14 protein-coding genes are annotated in these 15,894 nt (G+C 43.2%); 9 read left to right on the top strand and 5 right to left on the bottom strand.

What is annotated here, in order from left to right; all coding sequences use genetic code 11:
- The first annotated feature begins 7 nt into the window (after nucleotides 1-7).
- The 7 genes from thiC to K5Q73_RS10900 all read left to right on the top strand — a co-directional run bounded on the left by thiC (nucleotide 8) and on the right by K5Q73_RS10900 (nucleotide 7,001).
- Nucleotides 8-2,011 (top strand): phosphomethylpyrimidine synthase ThiC, encoded by a 2,004-nt coding sequence (thiC, locus tag K5Q73_RS10930; protein ID WP_259650793.1) that lies wholly within the window; start codon nucleotides 8-10, stop codon nucleotides 2,009-2,011.
- A gap of 2 nt (nucleotides 2,012-2,013) precedes the next feature.
- Nucleotides 2,014-3,606: a thiamine phosphate synthase gene (thiE, locus tag K5Q73_RS10925; RefSeq protein WP_220763309.1), complete on the top strand. Its 1,593-nt coding sequence runs from the start codon at nucleotides 2,014-2,016 to the stop codon at nucleotides 3,604-3,606.
- Nucleotides 3,596-4,432 carry a HesA/MoeB/ThiF family protein gene (locus K5Q73_RS10920; RefSeq protein ID WP_220763311.1) on the top strand — a complete coding sequence of 279 codons (837 nt, stop codon included), beginning with the start codon at nucleotides 3,596-3,598 and terminating at the stop codon, nucleotides 4,430-4,432. Before thiE ends, K5Q73_RS10920 begins: the two co-directional genes overlap by 11 nt.
- Nucleotides 4,425-4,658: a sulfur carrier protein ThiS gene (thiS, locus tag K5Q73_RS10915; RefSeq protein ID WP_220763312.1), complete on the top strand. Its 234-nt coding sequence runs from the start codon at nucleotides 4,425-4,427 to the stop codon at nucleotides 4,656-4,658. The genes K5Q73_RS10920 and thiS overlap by 8 nt, the downstream gene beginning before the upstream one ends.
- A 1-nt stretch (nucleotide 4,659) precedes the next feature.
- Nucleotides 4,660-5,424: a thiazole synthase gene (locus K5Q73_RS10910; protein WP_220763314.1), complete on the top strand. Its 765-nt coding sequence runs from the start codon at nucleotides 4,660-4,662 to the stop codon at nucleotides 5,422-5,424.
- A 27-nt stretch (nucleotides 5,425-5,451) separates the two neighbouring features.
- Nucleotides 5,452-6,558, top strand: a complete 1,107-nt coding sequence (gene thiH, locus K5Q73_RS10905; protein ID WP_220763316.1) for a 2-iminoacetate synthase ThiH — start codon at nucleotides 5,452-5,454, stop codon at nucleotides 6,556-6,558.
- Nucleotides 6,559-6,668: 110 nt separating this feature from the next.
- Nucleotides 6,669-7,001 carry a hypothetical protein gene (locus tag K5Q73_RS10900; RefSeq protein WP_220763318.1) on the top strand — a complete coding sequence of 111 codons (333 nt, stop codon included), beginning with the start codon at nucleotides 6,669-6,671 and terminating at the stop codon, nucleotides 6,999-7,001.
- Nucleotides 7,002-7,345: 344 nt separating this feature from the next.
- Here K5Q73_RS10900 and K5Q73_RS10895 read toward each other — a convergent pair whose 3' ends face one another.
- Nucleotides 7,346-7,708, bottom strand: a complete 363-nt coding sequence (locus K5Q73_RS10895) for a two-component system response regulator (RefSeq protein WP_220763319.1) — start codon at nucleotides 7,706-7,708, stop codon at nucleotides 7,346-7,348.
- 222 nt (nucleotides 7,709-7,930) lie between these two features.
- On the opposite strand from K5Q73_RS10895, the gene K5Q73_RS10890 reads away from it, so the two are divergent.
- Together K5Q73_RS10890 and K5Q73_RS10885 are read left to right on the top strand one after the other, a co-directional pair.
- The gene (locus tag K5Q73_RS10890) at nucleotides 7,931-8,179 is read left to right on the top strand and encodes a chemotaxis protein (protein ID WP_220763321.1); all 249 of its coding nucleotides are present in this window, start codon (nucleotides 7,931-7,933) and stop codon (nucleotides 8,177-8,179) included.
- 246 nt (nucleotides 8,180-8,425) lie between these two features.
- A complete protein-coding gene (locus tag K5Q73_RS10885; RefSeq protein WP_220763323.1) occupies nucleotides 8,426-9,766 on the top strand; it encodes a diguanylate cyclase in 1,341 nt (446 codons plus the stop codon).
- 919 nt (nucleotides 9,767-10,685) lie between these two features.
- Here the strand turns inward: K5Q73_RS10885 and K5Q73_RS10880 are convergent.
- From K5Q73_RS10880 to K5Q73_RS10865, 4 genes are read right to left on the bottom strand one after another with little or no spacing between them, the layout of a single operon-like run.
- Nucleotides 10,686-11,771: a DUF3541 domain-containing protein gene (locus K5Q73_RS10880; protein WP_220763325.1), complete on the bottom strand. Its 1,086-nt coding sequence runs from the start codon at nucleotides 11,769-11,771 to the stop codon at nucleotides 10,686-10,688.
- A complete protein-coding gene (locus K5Q73_RS10875; protein WP_220763327.1) occupies nucleotides 11,716-13,458 on the bottom strand; it encodes a M3 family metallopeptidase in 1,743 nt (580 codons plus the stop codon). The genes K5Q73_RS10880 and K5Q73_RS10875 overlap by 56 nt, the downstream gene beginning before the upstream one ends.
- Nucleotides 13,427-14,377 carry an alpha-L-glutamate ligase-like protein gene (locus K5Q73_RS10870; RefSeq protein WP_220763329.1) on the bottom strand — a complete coding sequence of 317 codons (951 nt, stop codon included), beginning with the start codon at nucleotides 14,375-14,377 and terminating at the stop codon, nucleotides 13,427-13,429. The genes K5Q73_RS10875 and K5Q73_RS10870 overlap by 32 nt, the downstream gene beginning before the upstream one ends.
- The gene (locus K5Q73_RS10865) at nucleotides 14,377-15,885 is read right to left on the bottom strand and encodes a UUP1 family membrane protein (RefSeq protein WP_220763331.1); all 1,509 of its coding nucleotides are present in this window, start codon (nucleotides 15,883-15,885) and stop codon (nucleotides 14,377-14,379) included. The genes K5Q73_RS10870 and K5Q73_RS10865 overlap by 1 nt, the downstream gene beginning before the upstream one ends.
- Nucleotides 15,886-15,894: the final 9 nt, after the last annotated feature.

Here is a 15,894-nt window from a genome sequence, read left to right as displayed (position 1 = left end):
TTTGCTAATGTCAAATCGTCGCGAAACCCGTGCTCAAGCACAGCAGTTTATTGATAACCTAAAACCGCTACAGCACCCAAATTCCGAGAAAGTTTATCTTGAAGGCAGTCGCCCAGATCTTAAAGTGGGCATGCGTCAAATCCATCAAAGCGACACCTTAGTGGCTGGTGATGAAGCCAATCCCGTTTTTGAAGCTAACCCGCCGCTAAAAGTATACGACTGCGCGGGCGCTTACTCAGATCCTGATGCCAATATTGATGTACGCAAAGGTCTTGAAAAATTCCGTGAAAACTGGATTGAAGAGCGTGGTGATACTGTGCAGCTTACAAGTGCCAGCTCAGGTTTTACCCAGCAGCGCCTCGCAGATGATGGCTTAGATCATCTACGTTTCGAGTCGTTGTTGCCACCACGCCGTGCAAAAGAAGGCAAACGTGTTACTCAGTTGCATTATGCCCGCCAAGGCATTATTACCCCTGAGATGGAATATATTGCCATACGCGAGAATATGGCCAAGTCTGAGGTAACCGACCCTATTCTGACCCAAAAAGATAAAGGTGAGAGCTTTGGCGCTGTGATTGGCGAGCCAATTACCGCAGAATTTGTCAGACAAGAAATTGCTCGTGGCCGCGCAATTATTCCTCTAAACATCAACCACCCTGAAGCTGAGCCAATGATTATTGGTCGTAACTTCTTAGTTAAAGTGAATGCCAATATTGGTAATTCTGCCGTGACCTCATCGATTGAGGAAGAAGTTGAGAAACTGGTTTGGTCGACCCGATGGGGCGCCGATACCGTGATGGACTTGTCTACTGGGCGTTATATTCATGAAACACGTGAATGGATCATTCGTAACTCTCCAGTACCAATCGGTACAGTGCCTATCTATCAAGCATTAGAGAAAGTAAATGGCGTTGCCGAAGATCTTAACTGGGAAACGTTCCGCGATACCTTAATCGAACAAGCCGAGCAGGGCGTTGATTACTTCACCATTCATGCCGGTGTATTGCTGCGCTATGTGCCGATGACGGCTAAACGTCTAACTGGCATTGTTTCTCGTGGTGGCTCTATCATGGCTAAGTGGTGTCTGTCGCACCATAAAGAAAATTTCCTTTATGAACATTTTAGAGAAATTTGTGAGATCTGCGCCGCCTATGATGTCTCACTTTCATTAGGTGATGGCATGCGTCCAGGCTCGATTGCCGATGCCAACGATGAAGCTCAATTCTCTGAGTTAGAAACCTTAGGTGAATTAGTCAAGATTGCTTGGGAATATGACGTACAGACTATCATCGAAGGCCCAGGGCATATTCCAATGAACTTGATTAAAGAGAACATGGATAAGCAGCTTGAAGCATGTGATGAAGCGCCATTTTATACCTTAGGTCCACAAACTACCGATATAGCTCCTGGTTATGACCATTTTACATCGGGTATAGGTGCAGCAATGATTGCTTGGTATGGCTGTGCAATGCTGTGCTATGTCACGCCCAAAGAGCATTTAGGTTTGCCAAATAAGGAAGATGTTAAGCAAGGACTAATTGCTTATAAGATTGCAGCTCATGCTGGTGATGTGGCTAAAGGCCATCCAAGCGCGCAAATTCGTGACAATGCATTATCAAAAGCCCGTTTCGAGTTTCGCTGGGAAGATCAGTACAACCTAGGTTTAGATCCTGAAACGGCTCGTGCTTACCACGATGAGTCACTTCCACAAGAATCTGCCAAAGTTGCCCATTTCTGCTCAATGTGTGGCCCTAAGTTCTGCTCAATGAAAATTACTCAAGAGGTGCGAGATTACGCTGCAGCACAAGAGCGTGAGGCTGAAGCTAAAGCGATTGATATTAAATCAGCCTCTGAGTATGACTCATATACTGGCAGCGGAACAACAGTGGCAAATCTTGCGTCGCAAAGAGAGCAAGGCATGGCGCAAATGTCGGCTGAGTTTAAAGCCAAAGGCGCTGAGCTTTATCATGAAGCGAGTCATAAAAAGCCTGATGTTGCGCTAGAGGATTAATCATGGCAAACGCACATACATTGCCTGTGAGTCGTCCTGTTGTATGGACGATTGCGGGCTCTGATAGTGGCGGTGGTGCAGGCATTCAAGCGGATCTGGCAACCATGTCAGATCTTGATGCCCACGCCTGCAGTGTTATCACCGCAGTGACAGCACAGAGTTCTGTGACTGTGGCAATGGTTGAGTCGGTATCAAGCCAAATGCTTAAGTCTCAGCTAGACACCTTAGTGAGCGACCTACCGCCTGCAGCCATTAAAATTGGCTTGCTGGCCGAACAGGCTCAAATTGACTATCTAGCCAAATGGTTAGCTGAGCAGCAAGCTAGTTGGCGTCAATCTGGCATTGTAGTGCCTGTTATTTTAGACCCAGTGATGGTGGCTACCTGCGGTGATGCACTGGCAAATGGCGCAAGGCTTGATTTTACGCCGTTTAAAGGATTACTCACATTAATCACGCCTAATGTGAGTGAGTTAGCCATTCTGGCTGCAACTGAGCTTGAGAGTGTTGATGCGTGTATTACAGCTGCTAAACAGCTATCAGAACAGTTAAACACTTCGGTGCTAGCCAAAGGTGGCGATTTGGGTCCAGCTTGGTGTCAGCATCAGGCTAATGATTTGCTGGTATGTACAGATGTCGCAGGGATCTCCGATAAGCATCAATGGCAGAGTTTTTGGCTATCGAGTCATCGTGTTAATAGCCAAAATAACCATGGAACAGGTTGTACATTATCATCGGCAATTGCATCGGTGATGGCCCATGGCTTTGTGCTTAATGATGCGGTTGTTGTGGCTAAGGCCTATGTCAATGCAGGACTGATTGCTAGCTATCAGCCGGGTGGTGGACCAGGATGTTTGGCAAGAGCGGCGTGGCCAAAAGACTTACAGCAATTTCCCTATATCAAACCAATTACAGCAAGCGATACCGAACCTATGTCACTTGCTGGTGGTGAATTGAAAAGTCATCAGCAAGCCGATTTCAAGCAGATTGATGGCAGCTTGGGTCTATATCCGGTTGTTGCCGATGTTGAATTGCTACAAACCTTGTTAAAAGCGGGAGCCAAGACAATTCAGCTTAGAGTGAAGGATGCTGCTTCGCCGAGCCTTGAAGATCAGATCATCAAAGCAATAGCTCTCGGTCGAGATTATCAATCACGAGTGTTCATTAACGATCACTGGCAGCTTGCGATTAAGCACCAAGCCTACGGCGTTCACCTTGGACAGGAAGACTTGATAGACAGCAACTTACAGCAGCTACGTGATGCAAATATTGCACTAGGGTTGTCGAGTCATAGCTATTTCGAAATATTACTCGCAAAGCAGCACCAGCCGTCATATATCGCATTTGGCCATATATTTCCGACTACCACCAAGCAGATGCCATCTTTGCCTCAGGGGCTAGAAAAACTGAGCCGCTATGTTTCTTTGATGAAAGGCGAGCTGCCAATTGTTGCCATTGGCGGTATCGATGAGTCTAGGCTTAAGAGCGTTAAAGCGACAGGTGTAGATGACATTGCAGTGGTTCGAGCCTTGACTGAGGCCGATGATCCCGCTGCGGCGTTTAATAAGCTGAATAGGGCATGGGCTGATGAGAAATAGTATGTCACTCACTGATAGTGATTTTTTACGATACTCGCGTCAGGTGTTATTACCTGAAGTCGGCGAGAAAGGTCAAATTACAATTGCTAAATCTCATGTTGTTATTATCGGTGTGGGTGGCTTGGGTAATCTAGTGGCTCAACAGCTAGCAGCCGCTGGCGTGGGTCATATCACCCTTATTGATGGCGATAGGGTGGAGCTATCAAATTTACCTCGGCAATTGTTATTTAATGATACTGATATCGGTAAGAATAAAGCGCTGGTGGCCAAGGAGAAGCTCAGTCGTGCCTACACTCAAACTAAGCTTATCGAGGTGAGCGAGCATTTAACCCAAGCCAATATCAGTCAGGTGCTAACCGTTGATGGTCATTATGATCTGCTACTCGATTGCACGGACAACTTCGAAACTCGGCAGCGGGTAAATCGGGTCGCAATTGAGAGCTGTACTCCTTTAATATCGGCATCGGCGGCTCACTTTCATGGGCAGCTGCTCAATATCGATCAACAGCATAATCCACAATCTGGTTGTTATCACTGTTTGTTTCCTGCTGATATGGCTGTGAGTCAAACCTGCCAAACCGTCGGTATTTTGGGACCTATGGTCGCAGCGATGGCGTCAATGCAGGCATTAATGGCACTGCAGCATTTGCTCGGCGATAGGCAAAGCGTGGGTAAACTGTTTCGCTTCGATGGCAAATCCTTCAGTTGGCGCGAAGCGCGTTTACCGCGTAGCTCTGATTGTGTGATCTGTGGGCAAAAGCAAGGTCCTTTAGGACGAGAATTAGGCAGTAGCAAGTTTACATCTACGGAGAAAGAATATGTATAAAGGTAATGACAGCATTGCTATCAATATCAATGATGAGAGCAAGCTGGTTGCAGTTAACTCTACGGTACAAAGCGTGATTGAAATGTACGCCGAGGTGAGGGGAGTCGATATTCATGGTATTGCAGTCGCTATAAACAGTGAAGTTTTACCGCGTAGTCGCTGGCAAATACAATGCTGCTTAGCGGGTGATAAGTTTGAAATTTTCTCTGTGGTAGCGGGAGGCTAATATGTTAACGATTGCCGATCATCGATTTGAATCGCGACTATTTACTGGTACAGGAAAATTCGCAACGGCCCAAACCATGTTGGATGCGGTAGCGGCTTCTGAGTCTCAATTAGTGACTCTAGCGGTTAAAAGGTTGGATCTGAATACTGGCAGTGACAATATTCTTAAACCTTTGCTCGATAGCGGGGTAAAGCTACTGCCTAACACCGCTGGGGCTCGGAATGTTAAAGAAGCGCTGTTTGCCGCTCATCTTTCGCGAGAAATGTTAGCAACTAACTGGATAAAGCTTGAGATCCACCCAGATCCTAAATACCTGATGCCTGATCCCATTGAGACCTTGGAGGCGGCGCGTATTTTATGCGAACAGGGTTATGTGGTCTTGCCCTATGTTCATGCTGACCCGGTATTATGCCGCAGACTTGAGGAAGTCGGCTGCGCTGCCGTGATGCCACTTGGCAGCCCAATTGGTTCTAATCAAGGTTTAGCTACTGAAACCTTTTTAAAGATTATCATCGAGCAAGCCAAAGTCCCTGTGATTGTTGATGCGGGTATTGGCGCGCCTTCTCAGGCAACTCATGCGATGGAGCTCGGCGCCGATGCTGTGCTGGTTAATACTGCAATCGCCAGTAGCTGCGATCCGGTTGCTATGGGGCGCTGTTTTGCTCAAGCAGTCAATACGGGCCGGCAAGCTTATATTGCGGGTTTAGGTGCGGTGAGTCATCAAGCGCACAATACCAGCCCGCTAACGGGCTTCTTAAATGATTAGTGTTTGCGTAGCCTTGAAGGAGTGCTTATGAGCTTTGTCGATATATTTAAAAAGCTGTCTCGCTCAGAACTTAAACTGAGATTGTACTCAAGCACAGCGGCAGATGTTGAACGTGCACTGCAAAGCCCTCAGGGCAATGTTGATAGTTTAGTCTCACTCCTATCACCTGCCGCAGAGCCTTATATTGAACAGATGGCGCAGCAGGCTGTTGCGCTAACTCGGCAGCGATTTGGCGCGAGTATCGGTATGTATATTCCGCTATACCTTTCGAATCTCTGTGCTAATGAATGTGATTATTGCGGCTTTACAATGAGCAATAAAATCAAACGTAAGACTTTGACTGAAAGCGAAATCAAAGATGAGATGCGATTGATAAAGACCATGGGCTACGATTCAATCTTATTGGTGTCGGGTGAGCATGAGTCAAAAGTTGGCATGCCTTATTTTAAGCAGATCTTGCCACTCGTTACTGAGCAGTTTAGTCATGTGGCCATGGAGGTGCAGCCGTTAGAAGAGCCTGATTATAAAGAGCTGATTGCAGAAGGGCTCGATGCGGTGATGCTATACCAAGAAACCTACAACCCTGTGACGTATGCGGAACATCATACTCGAGGTAAGAAGAGTGACTTTGTCTATCGGCTTGAATCTCCCGAACGAGTGGCGCGAGCAGGCGTTGATAAAATAGGTTTAGGCGTGTTACTTGGTTTAGATGACTGGCGCTTAGATGCGCTATTAATGGGGCATCACTTAGATTACATGGAGAAAACTTATTGGCGTAGCCGATATAGTATTTCCTTGCCAAGATTGAGGCCTTGTACTGGCGGGGTATCGCCAAAGGTTGAGCTGAGCGATAAAGGTCTAGTACAGATGATTTGCGCTTTTAGGTTGTTTAATCAACAGCTAGAGATTAGTCTCTCTACACGAGAAACACCTAAGCTGCGTGATAACCTTTTTGCATTAGGGGTCACCCATGTCAGTGCAGGCAGTTCGACACAGCCCGGTGGCTATGTGGAGCCGAATACTGAACTGGATCAATTTGAGATCAGCGATGACCGCCCACCGCAAGTGGTGGCTAACGCTATGCTTGAGCGTGGATTAAACCCGGTTTGGAAAGACTGGGAGTCTGGTTGGTAAGCTGTTGGTGTTAAAGGTTTTGGGATGAACTGTGAGTGATGGGCTAATCTCAACTTTTCGAGAGCTTTAGTTTAGTGAGTTAAAAATCAATAAAATGGACGCATTGGTTTATGTTTAGACACAATAAAGTTATCGAACTAGGTGGTAATCAGATCAAATTTGATTACCACGGCTTATCTGGCCGTTTGAAACTTATTAGTGAGGGAAATATCTTATTTGAAAAGTCGTTATGGTTGCCTTATAAGCGATACCCAATCGATATTTTCGGTGAGCGCTATCAAATCAAGGCGTTAATTTTCCCGATTAATAAAATTGGTGTGTATCTTAATGAGCAACCAATTTGCTCGGATTTATTTCCCAAGTTAAAGCGCTATAGCCTGATCTCTTTTACATTTACCTGTATAAAGCGATTCGCAATGGTGTTCGCCTATGCTTTGAGTTAGAAGTGCTTATGTTTTGATAGCCACATTTTAATATGAAGCGCTCTGAATGAATATTTGAGCTCCGCTGTATGGGGCATTGATAGCTAGGAAATTAATAGACGCTTAGTTTTGCTAAATAGTGATAATTTTTGCTGGTGGACTTCATCACTTAATGGACTGTCATCTATATACTAGGGCTGTAACTTACTTCGCAGGCTTGCTTGAGAGCTAGTTTGAGAGCTTAGTTGTTGGCTGTAAACAACGGGTATTGCTATTTGATAATGCACTCGAGAATGAGGCTAGAGTATATCTAGTCATTCTCAAGAGTCATAAAATAAGTTTGGATTAGTAAATTGAAAATCGTACTAGAGGTGTTTTTTTAGTATTCCATATACTTCTGTCGGACTGATAGGTTTGGCTAAGTAACCATCGGCACCTAATCGTAATCCAAGGTTTTCATCAGACTCTTCAGCAAGCGCACTGACGATAATAACCGGTAGCTGATTCGTTTTTGGATCTTGCTTAAGATCTTTAAGTACGTGGTAACCATTTTTACCCGGCATCATGATATCTAAAAAGATCACATTAGGCTGCTGGATAATTGCAATTTCAATAACGTCTGCTCCAGAGTTAACCGTAGTGACTTGGTAGTCATCACCTAATACCGAAAGTAAAAGACTCGAACAAATAGGATCATCATCCACAACCAGTATTTTTGCTTTATTCATTCAGATTCCCCTCCTAGATTCATCTAGTATCAGACCACAACTTAACTTAACAACCCTATCATTATACTGGGATATTAGCTAATTCGAACGTTATTAATCATTATTGAATATTCCTAAAGATCACTGTAGTTATGATTATGACATAAAGATTACGTGTGGCTGTACTTTGTACAATATTTAGATAATAATCAACCAATCAAGTTCCTATTATGGGGAGGTGTTGTGCAGATACCACCAAGCATTATCTCTGGGCAATATGGGTTTCAGTCTGCTCAGTCAGACTTAACCCAAGCGACAATTGATGTAGCTGGTGCGAGTCAATCAGCATCTGGCATCACTACGGTTTCTAGTGGTAGCACGACACAAGCATTAGTCGAGGCAAACCAAGCTAACTTTCACGCCCAAGCTTCTGCTGAGGTAATACAAGCCTCCTCGGACACCATTGGAACCTTGATTAACATTAAGGTTTAAAAATTAGATTTATTCTTATTGTAAAAAGCGCTCTATTAGAGCGCTTTTTATTATCTGATGCATTAACGCATATACCACTTTTACTCCTAATATCAACAATAGCTGCGGTATTTCTATCTCAGAACCGGGTTTAGATACTCAGTTCTTGGGTATGATTTCTTATTAAAACCGTTTATGTTTGGATAAGAGTCGTTGCTACATTAGCCGTTTTAAATGAAAATTCTTAAGAAGATTTGATGGTGATTCATGGTTGTCAAAATCAAGACTAAAGTATATTTGCTGTTTGCCAGCCTAATGAGCATTGGAGTGTTAAATTTCTTCTTACTGACAGAAATGGAAGGGATTGCTGAGCAAGATTACCGGTTAGTGCTACATACACACACAGTCATTAGGCATGCTGAAGAATTGTTAGGCCAGATGCGTGATGCTGAAACAGGACAAAGAGGCTATCTGTTAACAGGTGACCCAAAATACCTAGCACCATTTTTTTCTGGTGTTACACAGAGTGGGAATGAATTAAAAAAACTTACGAATCTAACCATAGACAATCAAAATCAGCAGCAACGGCTAATAAGAATAGATAATTTAATTAAAGACAAGATCACAGAGTTAAATCGTACTATAGAACTTCATAAGGCTGGTGAAATTGATAAATCGATACAGTTGGTATCGAGTGACTATGGCAAGATTGTCATGGATAAGATCCGAGTTGAGATGAGTGACTTTCAGATTGAAGAGGAAAACCTTCTGAAAAACCGAAGAAAAACATACTCAAATAGGCAAACTTTTATTCATTATACATTTATCTTGGAATCCGTACTTTTTATAACCTCGCTTATTATTACCTTGTGGTATGTAAATAAAAGCATGCTACGTCCGCTTTCAAAATTAACAGAGTCAGCAAGAGCATACCGATTTAACGATGACTTTATTCCTATTGATATACCAAGAGAAGATGAGATAGGTGAGCTTGCATCAGCATTTAATCTAATGGGGAAGAAAATTATTCAATCGAGAGATGCCCTTGTCGACGATAATCTGAAAACACAGACTAAGCTTGATGATGCTCTTCATGAAGCGACAACTGATACTTTAACGGGTCTAAAAAACCGTCGCTATATGCTTGAAGAAGCGAAGCGCCATATATTAACCTGTCATCGTTACAAGCATGAGTTGAGTATTATCATGTTTGATATTGACCATTTTAAACGTATTAATGATAGCTATGGACACGCTTCTGGTGATGAAGTATTACGGCTCTTAGGACACTATGTCAGAGAGAATATACGCTCGTCGGACTTAGGCGTAAGGTATGGTGGAGAGGAGTTTGTGATTCTTTTGCCTTACACTTCACTTAAGAGTGCAGTGTTGATGGCGGAAGACATAAGGAAAACAGTTGAAGCAATGAAGTTTTCTGTGCTTGATAAGCACTCGATGACGATCAGTCTCGGTGTCGCTGAGTTGAGCAAGGATGATCAGACTCTCGATTCTTTGATTGTGCGTGCCGATAAGGCTTTATATGAATCTAAACATAATGGGCGAAATCGAGTCACGGCTTCAGAAAGTGAAGGCAAACCTGATGTTTAAGACTATTTTTGTTGGTAAATAACTTTAAGAAAGACCACATCAATCAGTATGAAAACAGGTAGTTCGAATGTTCCAGAATGGCGTGTTTTAGCTGTTGTGAACCCGTTATTTACTTTGCTTCAAAATAGCTATCGTCAACTGAGCGAGCAAATCTTTATGCTGATAGACATTATTTCAGAGGCATTATTTCAGAGGCATTAAGTCAGAGCCATTACGTCAGAGCAATAACGTCTATGTTCGTTAGAGCCCGCTACTTAAGCTGAGTTAGGCGCCACCTTTGATTAGCCTAGCAAGTTGAACACGGTTATGAGGGAATAAAACGGTGAAAATAAAGTTCGATGTTTTTGGAAAGCTGATGTCTGTTGAGCGTAAAGACAATGAATGGTTACTCTTCAATGTTGCCGTTAGTGGCATACGCTGCCGGTGCTATGACGTTGTCATCCCATCAGAACTAAAACATAATGAACTCGCTGTTTATCTTGATGACATTTTCCATGAGCAAGCTTGCGACAATCACCCGTCAGTAAGGGTTTTGACAAAGTAAGTTGTTGAACTTTCTATCCAGAATATTATGTATTCTACGGCTGTGAGCAATACCTGTTAATTACTAATACCAATCAGTATAAGAAGTTGATCTACTCAGAGCGTTTTTGGCAAACTAATTCAAGGCGAATAACTGAAAGAATGGTTGCTCCCTTGTGAAGTTATTCAACGCTGAAGTAGGCAGCCAAAAACGCTCCAGAATGGCGAGTTTTAGCGATTCTGATACTGCGTTAACAAGCTTAAACGTAGAATAACTATGCTCTGCACTCGTTGCCTTGTCTCAGTGCCGCTAAACTCTCGCTGAGCGACCAAATCTTTATACTAATTGGTATAACTAAGAGGCCTAGATATTAGGCCTCTTAGTCAATGGTAATGGTTACTTTTTCAGTGGTGTGACTTGTTTCGGTAGATACTTTTTCGTTGCCTTTAGCTCAGATAGATAAGGGCCTCTGTTTAATTTTTCTGGCCAATCTAATAACATCATAGCTAATACATTGCGGTGCTCGCCAATAACCAGATCAGGATTACCTCGCGGTGAAGGAATGATCTGCTCTTTAGTGTTGAAGGCGTTAATAATATGCTGCTGGGTTTTCTTTACTACGGGGTGATCTGCTTTACCAGCTAGTAGGAAGCTTATACCCACCTCGGCAATAATATCGTCGGTAGCGTCTTCTAATATACGATCAATATTGTGCTCAAAATGGTCCAAAATCCAAGCGAACTCTTTAGCATCGACATTGTGTTGGTAATATTCACTCGCAGCAAAGATAAAATGAGTCATGCCGTATAGCTTATTTCTATACTGTTTCTTATTGAGCTTTACGTCTTTGTTATCAGGATAGACCTCAATAAAGGCTTGTTTATAATCCGCAAGATAGTCACCGACGCCGATCTGTTTTGCCCAGTATACATAGTTGACTAACTGCGCAGCCCAAGTTTCAATCATGGCTTTATCGGTTAAACCTGTTTTTAAATCGGCTTTTTTTAATGCCGCGGTTAGCTTGTCATGACAAGGGCCTGTAAAGCCGAACTCATCGATACGACTTGAATAACGCAGCAAGACATCGGTATAGAATATAAACTCAGGGAAGGGCTGAAGAGCCTTTTTGCGGGCCTTAGCGCGTGGCCCTTTACCTAATACAGATATGGCTTGCTGAGCTTGATCTGTAATGAAACCTTCTTCATCTAAATTACAGGCGTAAAAAGCTTGTGCCTCAGTAACGGCATAGAGATCAACGAGTGCGGCATTCGCATATTTCGGATCGCCAGTCATGCGGTATTGGCGAATACCATAATGACCTTGTACACGAGGTGGCAATTCGAATAAGTGCTCTTCAAGATTGTTTTTGATCCCTTGATACACCTGACTTTTAGTTGACTCTGTGACAGCAAGGTCTGCGGCAAAGCTATTTGCGCAAAATAGTGCAGCGGCGAGGGTGCTGATCTTGATGATTGAAGGCATGTTGAGTCCTTTTAATGAGTGAGTCATGGGTTAGCGGCTCATCGAGTAATAGTCGCAGTATATTGGCAATGCTATTAGATGATTCATTAACAACTAAATAATCGAAAACAAGTTTTTGATTTTGACAGTCTTTTGTCGATTGGTAAATATAGTTTGCAAGTGCTTGTTGCCATATCTTTTGGTAGTAGAGCGGCCCTTCATAGACTATGGCGCTAAAAGTGTAGGGCGCATCTTTGATATTGTCCCAATGGGCAGAGAATGCTTGGGTAAAAGCACGATTTAAATCGAATCTCAATGAGCTATCAGATGCTAAATAGGTATTAAGAGCGACCTTGGCCCTGAACACTTGCAGTTGTTTAGCATATTGCAAAACAATGGCTTCTCTACTATCAGATTTTAACTCTGGTAAAAGCTGATTTTTAAGATATTGCTGCAACCAAAGAGTGTCTATCTGCGCGGTATCTTGAGTATCGCCTATGGTGTTATACAAATAAAATGGCTGCCCGGAAGCAAATTGAGTTATTACTTTTGCAATAGAATTGATTGCCGCGCTTTGCTGTTGGTAACTATTTAGCTCAGGTTTTAGTATTAATTCAGCTTGACCAAACTGCTGACCAACAACCTGTTGTCGAATCGGCTTTACAGCTACTCTGTTAGCATAGGTGATATAGATATCACCTAAAAGACGCCTGTCTAAGTAGGCCCGATATAGCTTTTGATTAATTTGCGTAACTGTAATACCAAAAGCTTGCAGTTCTGTTGCGACCTGCATTATCCATTGCTCAGCTAAAACAGGCTCAACTGAAGTTGCCTTCGCCTTGGATAGGACTAAGCCAAGATCCCAAGGGGCAATACTGATTGCTTGGGTCTGTCCTCGCAAAAATTGTGCAACAGCTTCGGGTTTTGAAAGCCATTGTTCAGCTAGTTGCTCACTGACAAAGTCGTTAAAGCCATCAAGGTTTGCCTGTTGTTGGCGTAAGCCCTTAATTAAATCAAGCGAGCTCTTATTCTTAATCGATGCGCGAGCTTGATAGGCTTGCCAAACTTGTTTTCGGCATTGTTGATCTGTTTGCTTGATAAGATAACTGGCTAATGTGTCATTAAAGTCGTTAGCCTTTGTCGCATCGATGTTTTGGGGGAGCTTACATTTATCATTTGTGAAATTAAGGCTAAGGGATTGGCTGCTAACCCCTTGTTTAAATGCGGCTTGGGCTGTATGTAATTGTGCCTTATATTTAGGACTTTCGTTGCTTTTAGCAATTCTATTTATGCGCATCGATAATGCTTGGACAGCAGGATTGTCACTTTCAGCGAGTTTAAATCGTATCGATTGAAACTGAGTTGATTTAAAAAATAGGGCTAACTCATCAGCTAAAAATAGCTGACATTGTAGCAAGCGTTCTCGGTCGGCATAGGAGAGTGGAAATTGGCGGTAGTATTTAATTCTGTCGTTAATGTTAAAAAAGCCGAGAAAATCACGCTCAAGTTTAACGGCAAGAGTATCGCTATCGCTTGCATCATTAAAGAGCTTATCGGGAAAACGATAAGATAAACATTGCTCCACAAGGAGTGGAATAGGAGACACGGCAGCATAAGCTGCCGTGTTAATCCAACAAACAAAAAACAACAACGGGCTTAAAAGCCAAGTAAATTGTTTAGCTGGTGGCACTGAAGTGTATTTTTGCATAAGCCACACGTTCTTCTACAGTCATGTTGTGGTTACCCATTTTTTCAACGTGACGAAGATTTGGCAAAATACCACGACCATTAGCAATTTGAATTGCCAGACCAGGACGCGCATTTAGCTCAAGCAGTAGTGGGCCTTTATTCTTATCTAGAACCATATCGGTACCTAGATAACCAAGCTCTGACATCTCATAGGCCTTCGATGCTGTATGCAGCAGAGTGTCCCATTGAGGAACAGCAATTGAGATCAGCTTTTTTTGTGTATCCGGATGCAGATCGATTGGCTGATCAAATTGCACCGCATGCAGCCCTTTACCAGTAGCGATATCAACACCAACACCGACAGCACCTTGGTGTAGATTTGCCTTACCGTCAGATGCCGCAGTCGATAATCGAAGCATGCCCATAATAGGGAAGCCTTTAAAGATAATCAGGCGGATATCAGGCACGCCTTCATAAGAATATCCATCAAATACAGGGTCAAACTGTATTAAGCCTTCGACAATGGCTACATCTGGCTTTCCGCCAAGAGAAAATAACCCACTGAGAACGTTGGATACGTGGCGGTAGACTTCTGATGGTGTCACTTCTTGACCATTGGGCTTGTAGTAACGCCCATGCTCGACCTTAGTGACAACCAAAATGCCTTTACCGCCTGATCCCTTGGATGGCTTAATAACAAAACCGTCTTTATCATTAACCATCGCGGGGATATCGGCAATACCATGCTGCTCAGACACGGTACCAATTAAATCGGGTACCGCGATATTGTTAGCTAGCGCTAATTGCTTGGTGGTTAACTTATCATCAACTCGTTTGTAATACTTACGCGGGTTATAACGACCAATATAGTCGATATTACGCTTGTTCATACACAGCACGCCGTTGCGCTTTAAGGCTGAGGGACTCGCTAGAAACATTACTTTTCTCCAGCTAGAGGCTTGAAGCGTTTAAGTTCAAGCAAGCGGTATCCAGTGTATTGACCCATTAACAGCACTAACGCCAAGATCACTAAGTGAATACCTAGGAAGTTAAATACCCAATGCTGAACCCAAGTTGCGCTCATTGCTAAGTAAGCTAAGGTCGCTACAAATAGGCTACCACCACCTTGTACAATCACTTCTTTTGGACCTTCTTCTTCCCACAGGATAGACATTCTTTCAATAGTCCACGCCAAAATAATCATTGGGAAGAAAGTAATCGTTAAGCCTTCGCTCAAACCAAACTTATAAGACAGTAAGGTAAATAAGCCGATAATACCTATCACTACGATGATAACGGCTGAAATCCTCGATATGAGCAATAGGTTTAGTTCTGATAAGTACGAACGGATCATTAAACCAAAGGCGACGATCAATAAGAAACCAATTAAACCGGTTAAAAGGGTGGTTTGAATGAATGCCAAAGCAATCAATACTGGCATAAAGGTACCGGAAGTTTTAATACCGATAATTACGCGAAGAAAAACCACCATTAATACGCCGATAGGGATAAGTAGGATCCCCTTAAATAGGCTTTGCTCTTCAAGTGGCAATTGATAAAGTGAGAAGTCTAACGCATTGTCATTTTTCATTACATCAATTGCGGTAGCCAAAGCTGAGCGTGTATCTTGCAGCATAGAGAAGTTAACTTGTGAGTTAACACCCCCAATAACATCGAGTACCGATGTGCCTGAACGGTCCCATAATAATAGGTTTTCTGGACGACCTTGGCTGCCATCTGCAGCATTAAATAGGTGCCACTCGCCATCGTTATACACTTCAACAAAGTTCGATAGCTGTTGTCTACGGCGCTGATCTTCTAGATAAAGGCCACTCACTTCTTTCGCTGGGATCCCTTTGCTATGAAGCATTCGGATAAACAATTTAGTCGGCGTATTGCTTGTCAGTAGTAGCTCGATATTCTGGCTACGCTCGTTAGCATTTAATACTTTGTTTAGCTGCTGGGCGAAAGAAAGGTTAGTGGCACTGCGTGACCAAACTTCTTCAATTGCTTGCTCTGCTGCTGCTTGCTCAGTTGCAGGCCAAGTGTAAGCTGTTGGTACTTGAGGTTCGTTTGGATCTATAAGTTTATCTTGCCCTGTAGGGATAAGCGTGACTTTATAGTATAAATCCTGCGTTCCTGTCGCTGTACGAATTGACCATATTGCACGGCGGTCGATAGCATTATTGGTAATGGTTAAGCCGTAACCTGGTGACGTCGCATTTTCCACAAGAATTTCGTAAGCAGGATCTTCTGGTAATGAGAAAGACACCTCAGCAGGTTCTCCAGTACCACTAAAGCTAACTTTGGCATCGACTGCCCAGCTTTGTACTTGCTTGCCTGGTACGAAAGGTACGCTGTGTTCAATACCACGGTAAACGCTTGCCGCGATCCCGGTTATGAACAGCAAGGCAACTAAAATGTAAAAGGGTTTTCTAGAATGCATTTGCAATTA

The sequence above is a fragment of the Shewanella sp. MBTL60-112-B2 genome (genome assembly GCF_019655055.1).
GTDB lineage: Bacteria > Pseudomonadota > Gammaproteobacteria > Enterobacterales > Shewanellaceae > Shewanella.
Note: the sequence above shows the minus strand (reverse complement) of the source record. Positions and strands in the feature narration are given on the sequence as shown.

Bases quoted from the DNA above. Each gene is read 5' to 3' on its own strand.
- thiC (WP_259650793.1), top strand. From the start codon at position 8: ATGTCAAATCGTCGCGAAACCCGTGCTCAAGCACAGCAGTTTATTGAT.
- thiE (WP_220763309.1), top strand. From the start codon at position 2,014: ATGGCAAACGCACATACATTGCCTGTGAGTCGTCCTGTTGTATGGACG.
- K5Q73_RS10920 (WP_220763311.1), top strand. From the start codon at position 3,596: ATGAGAAATAGTATGTCACTCACTGATAGTGATTTTTTACGATACTCG.
- thiS (WP_220763312.1), top strand. From the start codon at position 4,425: ATGTATAAAGGTAATGACAGCATTGCTATCAATATCAATGATGAGAGC.
- K5Q73_RS10910 (WP_220763314.1), top strand. From the start codon at position 4,660: ATGTTAACGATTGCCGATCATCGATTTGAATCGCGACTATTTACTGGT.
- thiH (WP_220763316.1), top strand. From the start codon at position 5,452: ATGAGCTTTGTCGATATATTTAAAAAGCTGTCTCGCTCAGAACTTAAA.
- K5Q73_RS10900 (WP_220763318.1), top strand. From the start codon at position 6,669: ATGTTTAGACACAATAAAGTTATCGAACTAGGTGGTAATCAGATCAAA.
- K5Q73_RS10895 (WP_220763319.1), bottom strand. From the start codon at position 7,708: ATGAATAAAGCAAAAATACTGGTTGTGGATGATGATCCTATTTGTTCG.
- K5Q73_RS10885 (WP_220763323.1), top strand. From the start codon at position 8,426: ATGGTTGTCAAAATCAAGACTAAAGTATATTTGCTGTTTGCCAGCCTA.
- K5Q73_RS10880 (WP_220763325.1), bottom strand. From the start codon at position 11,771: ATGCCTTCAATCATCAAGATCAGCACCCTCGCCGCTGCACTATTTTGC.
- K5Q73_RS10875 (WP_220763327.1), bottom strand. From the start codon at position 13,458: ATGCAAAAATACACTTCAGTGCCACCAGCTAAACAATTTACTTGGCTT.
- K5Q73_RS10870 (WP_220763329.1), bottom strand. From the start codon at position 14,377: ATGTTTCTAGCGAGTCCCTCAGCCTTAAAGCGCAACGGCGTGCTGTGT.
- K5Q73_RS10865 (WP_220763331.1), bottom strand. From the start codon at position 15,885: ATGCATTCTAGAAAACCCTTTTACATTTTAGTTGCCTTGCTGTTCATA.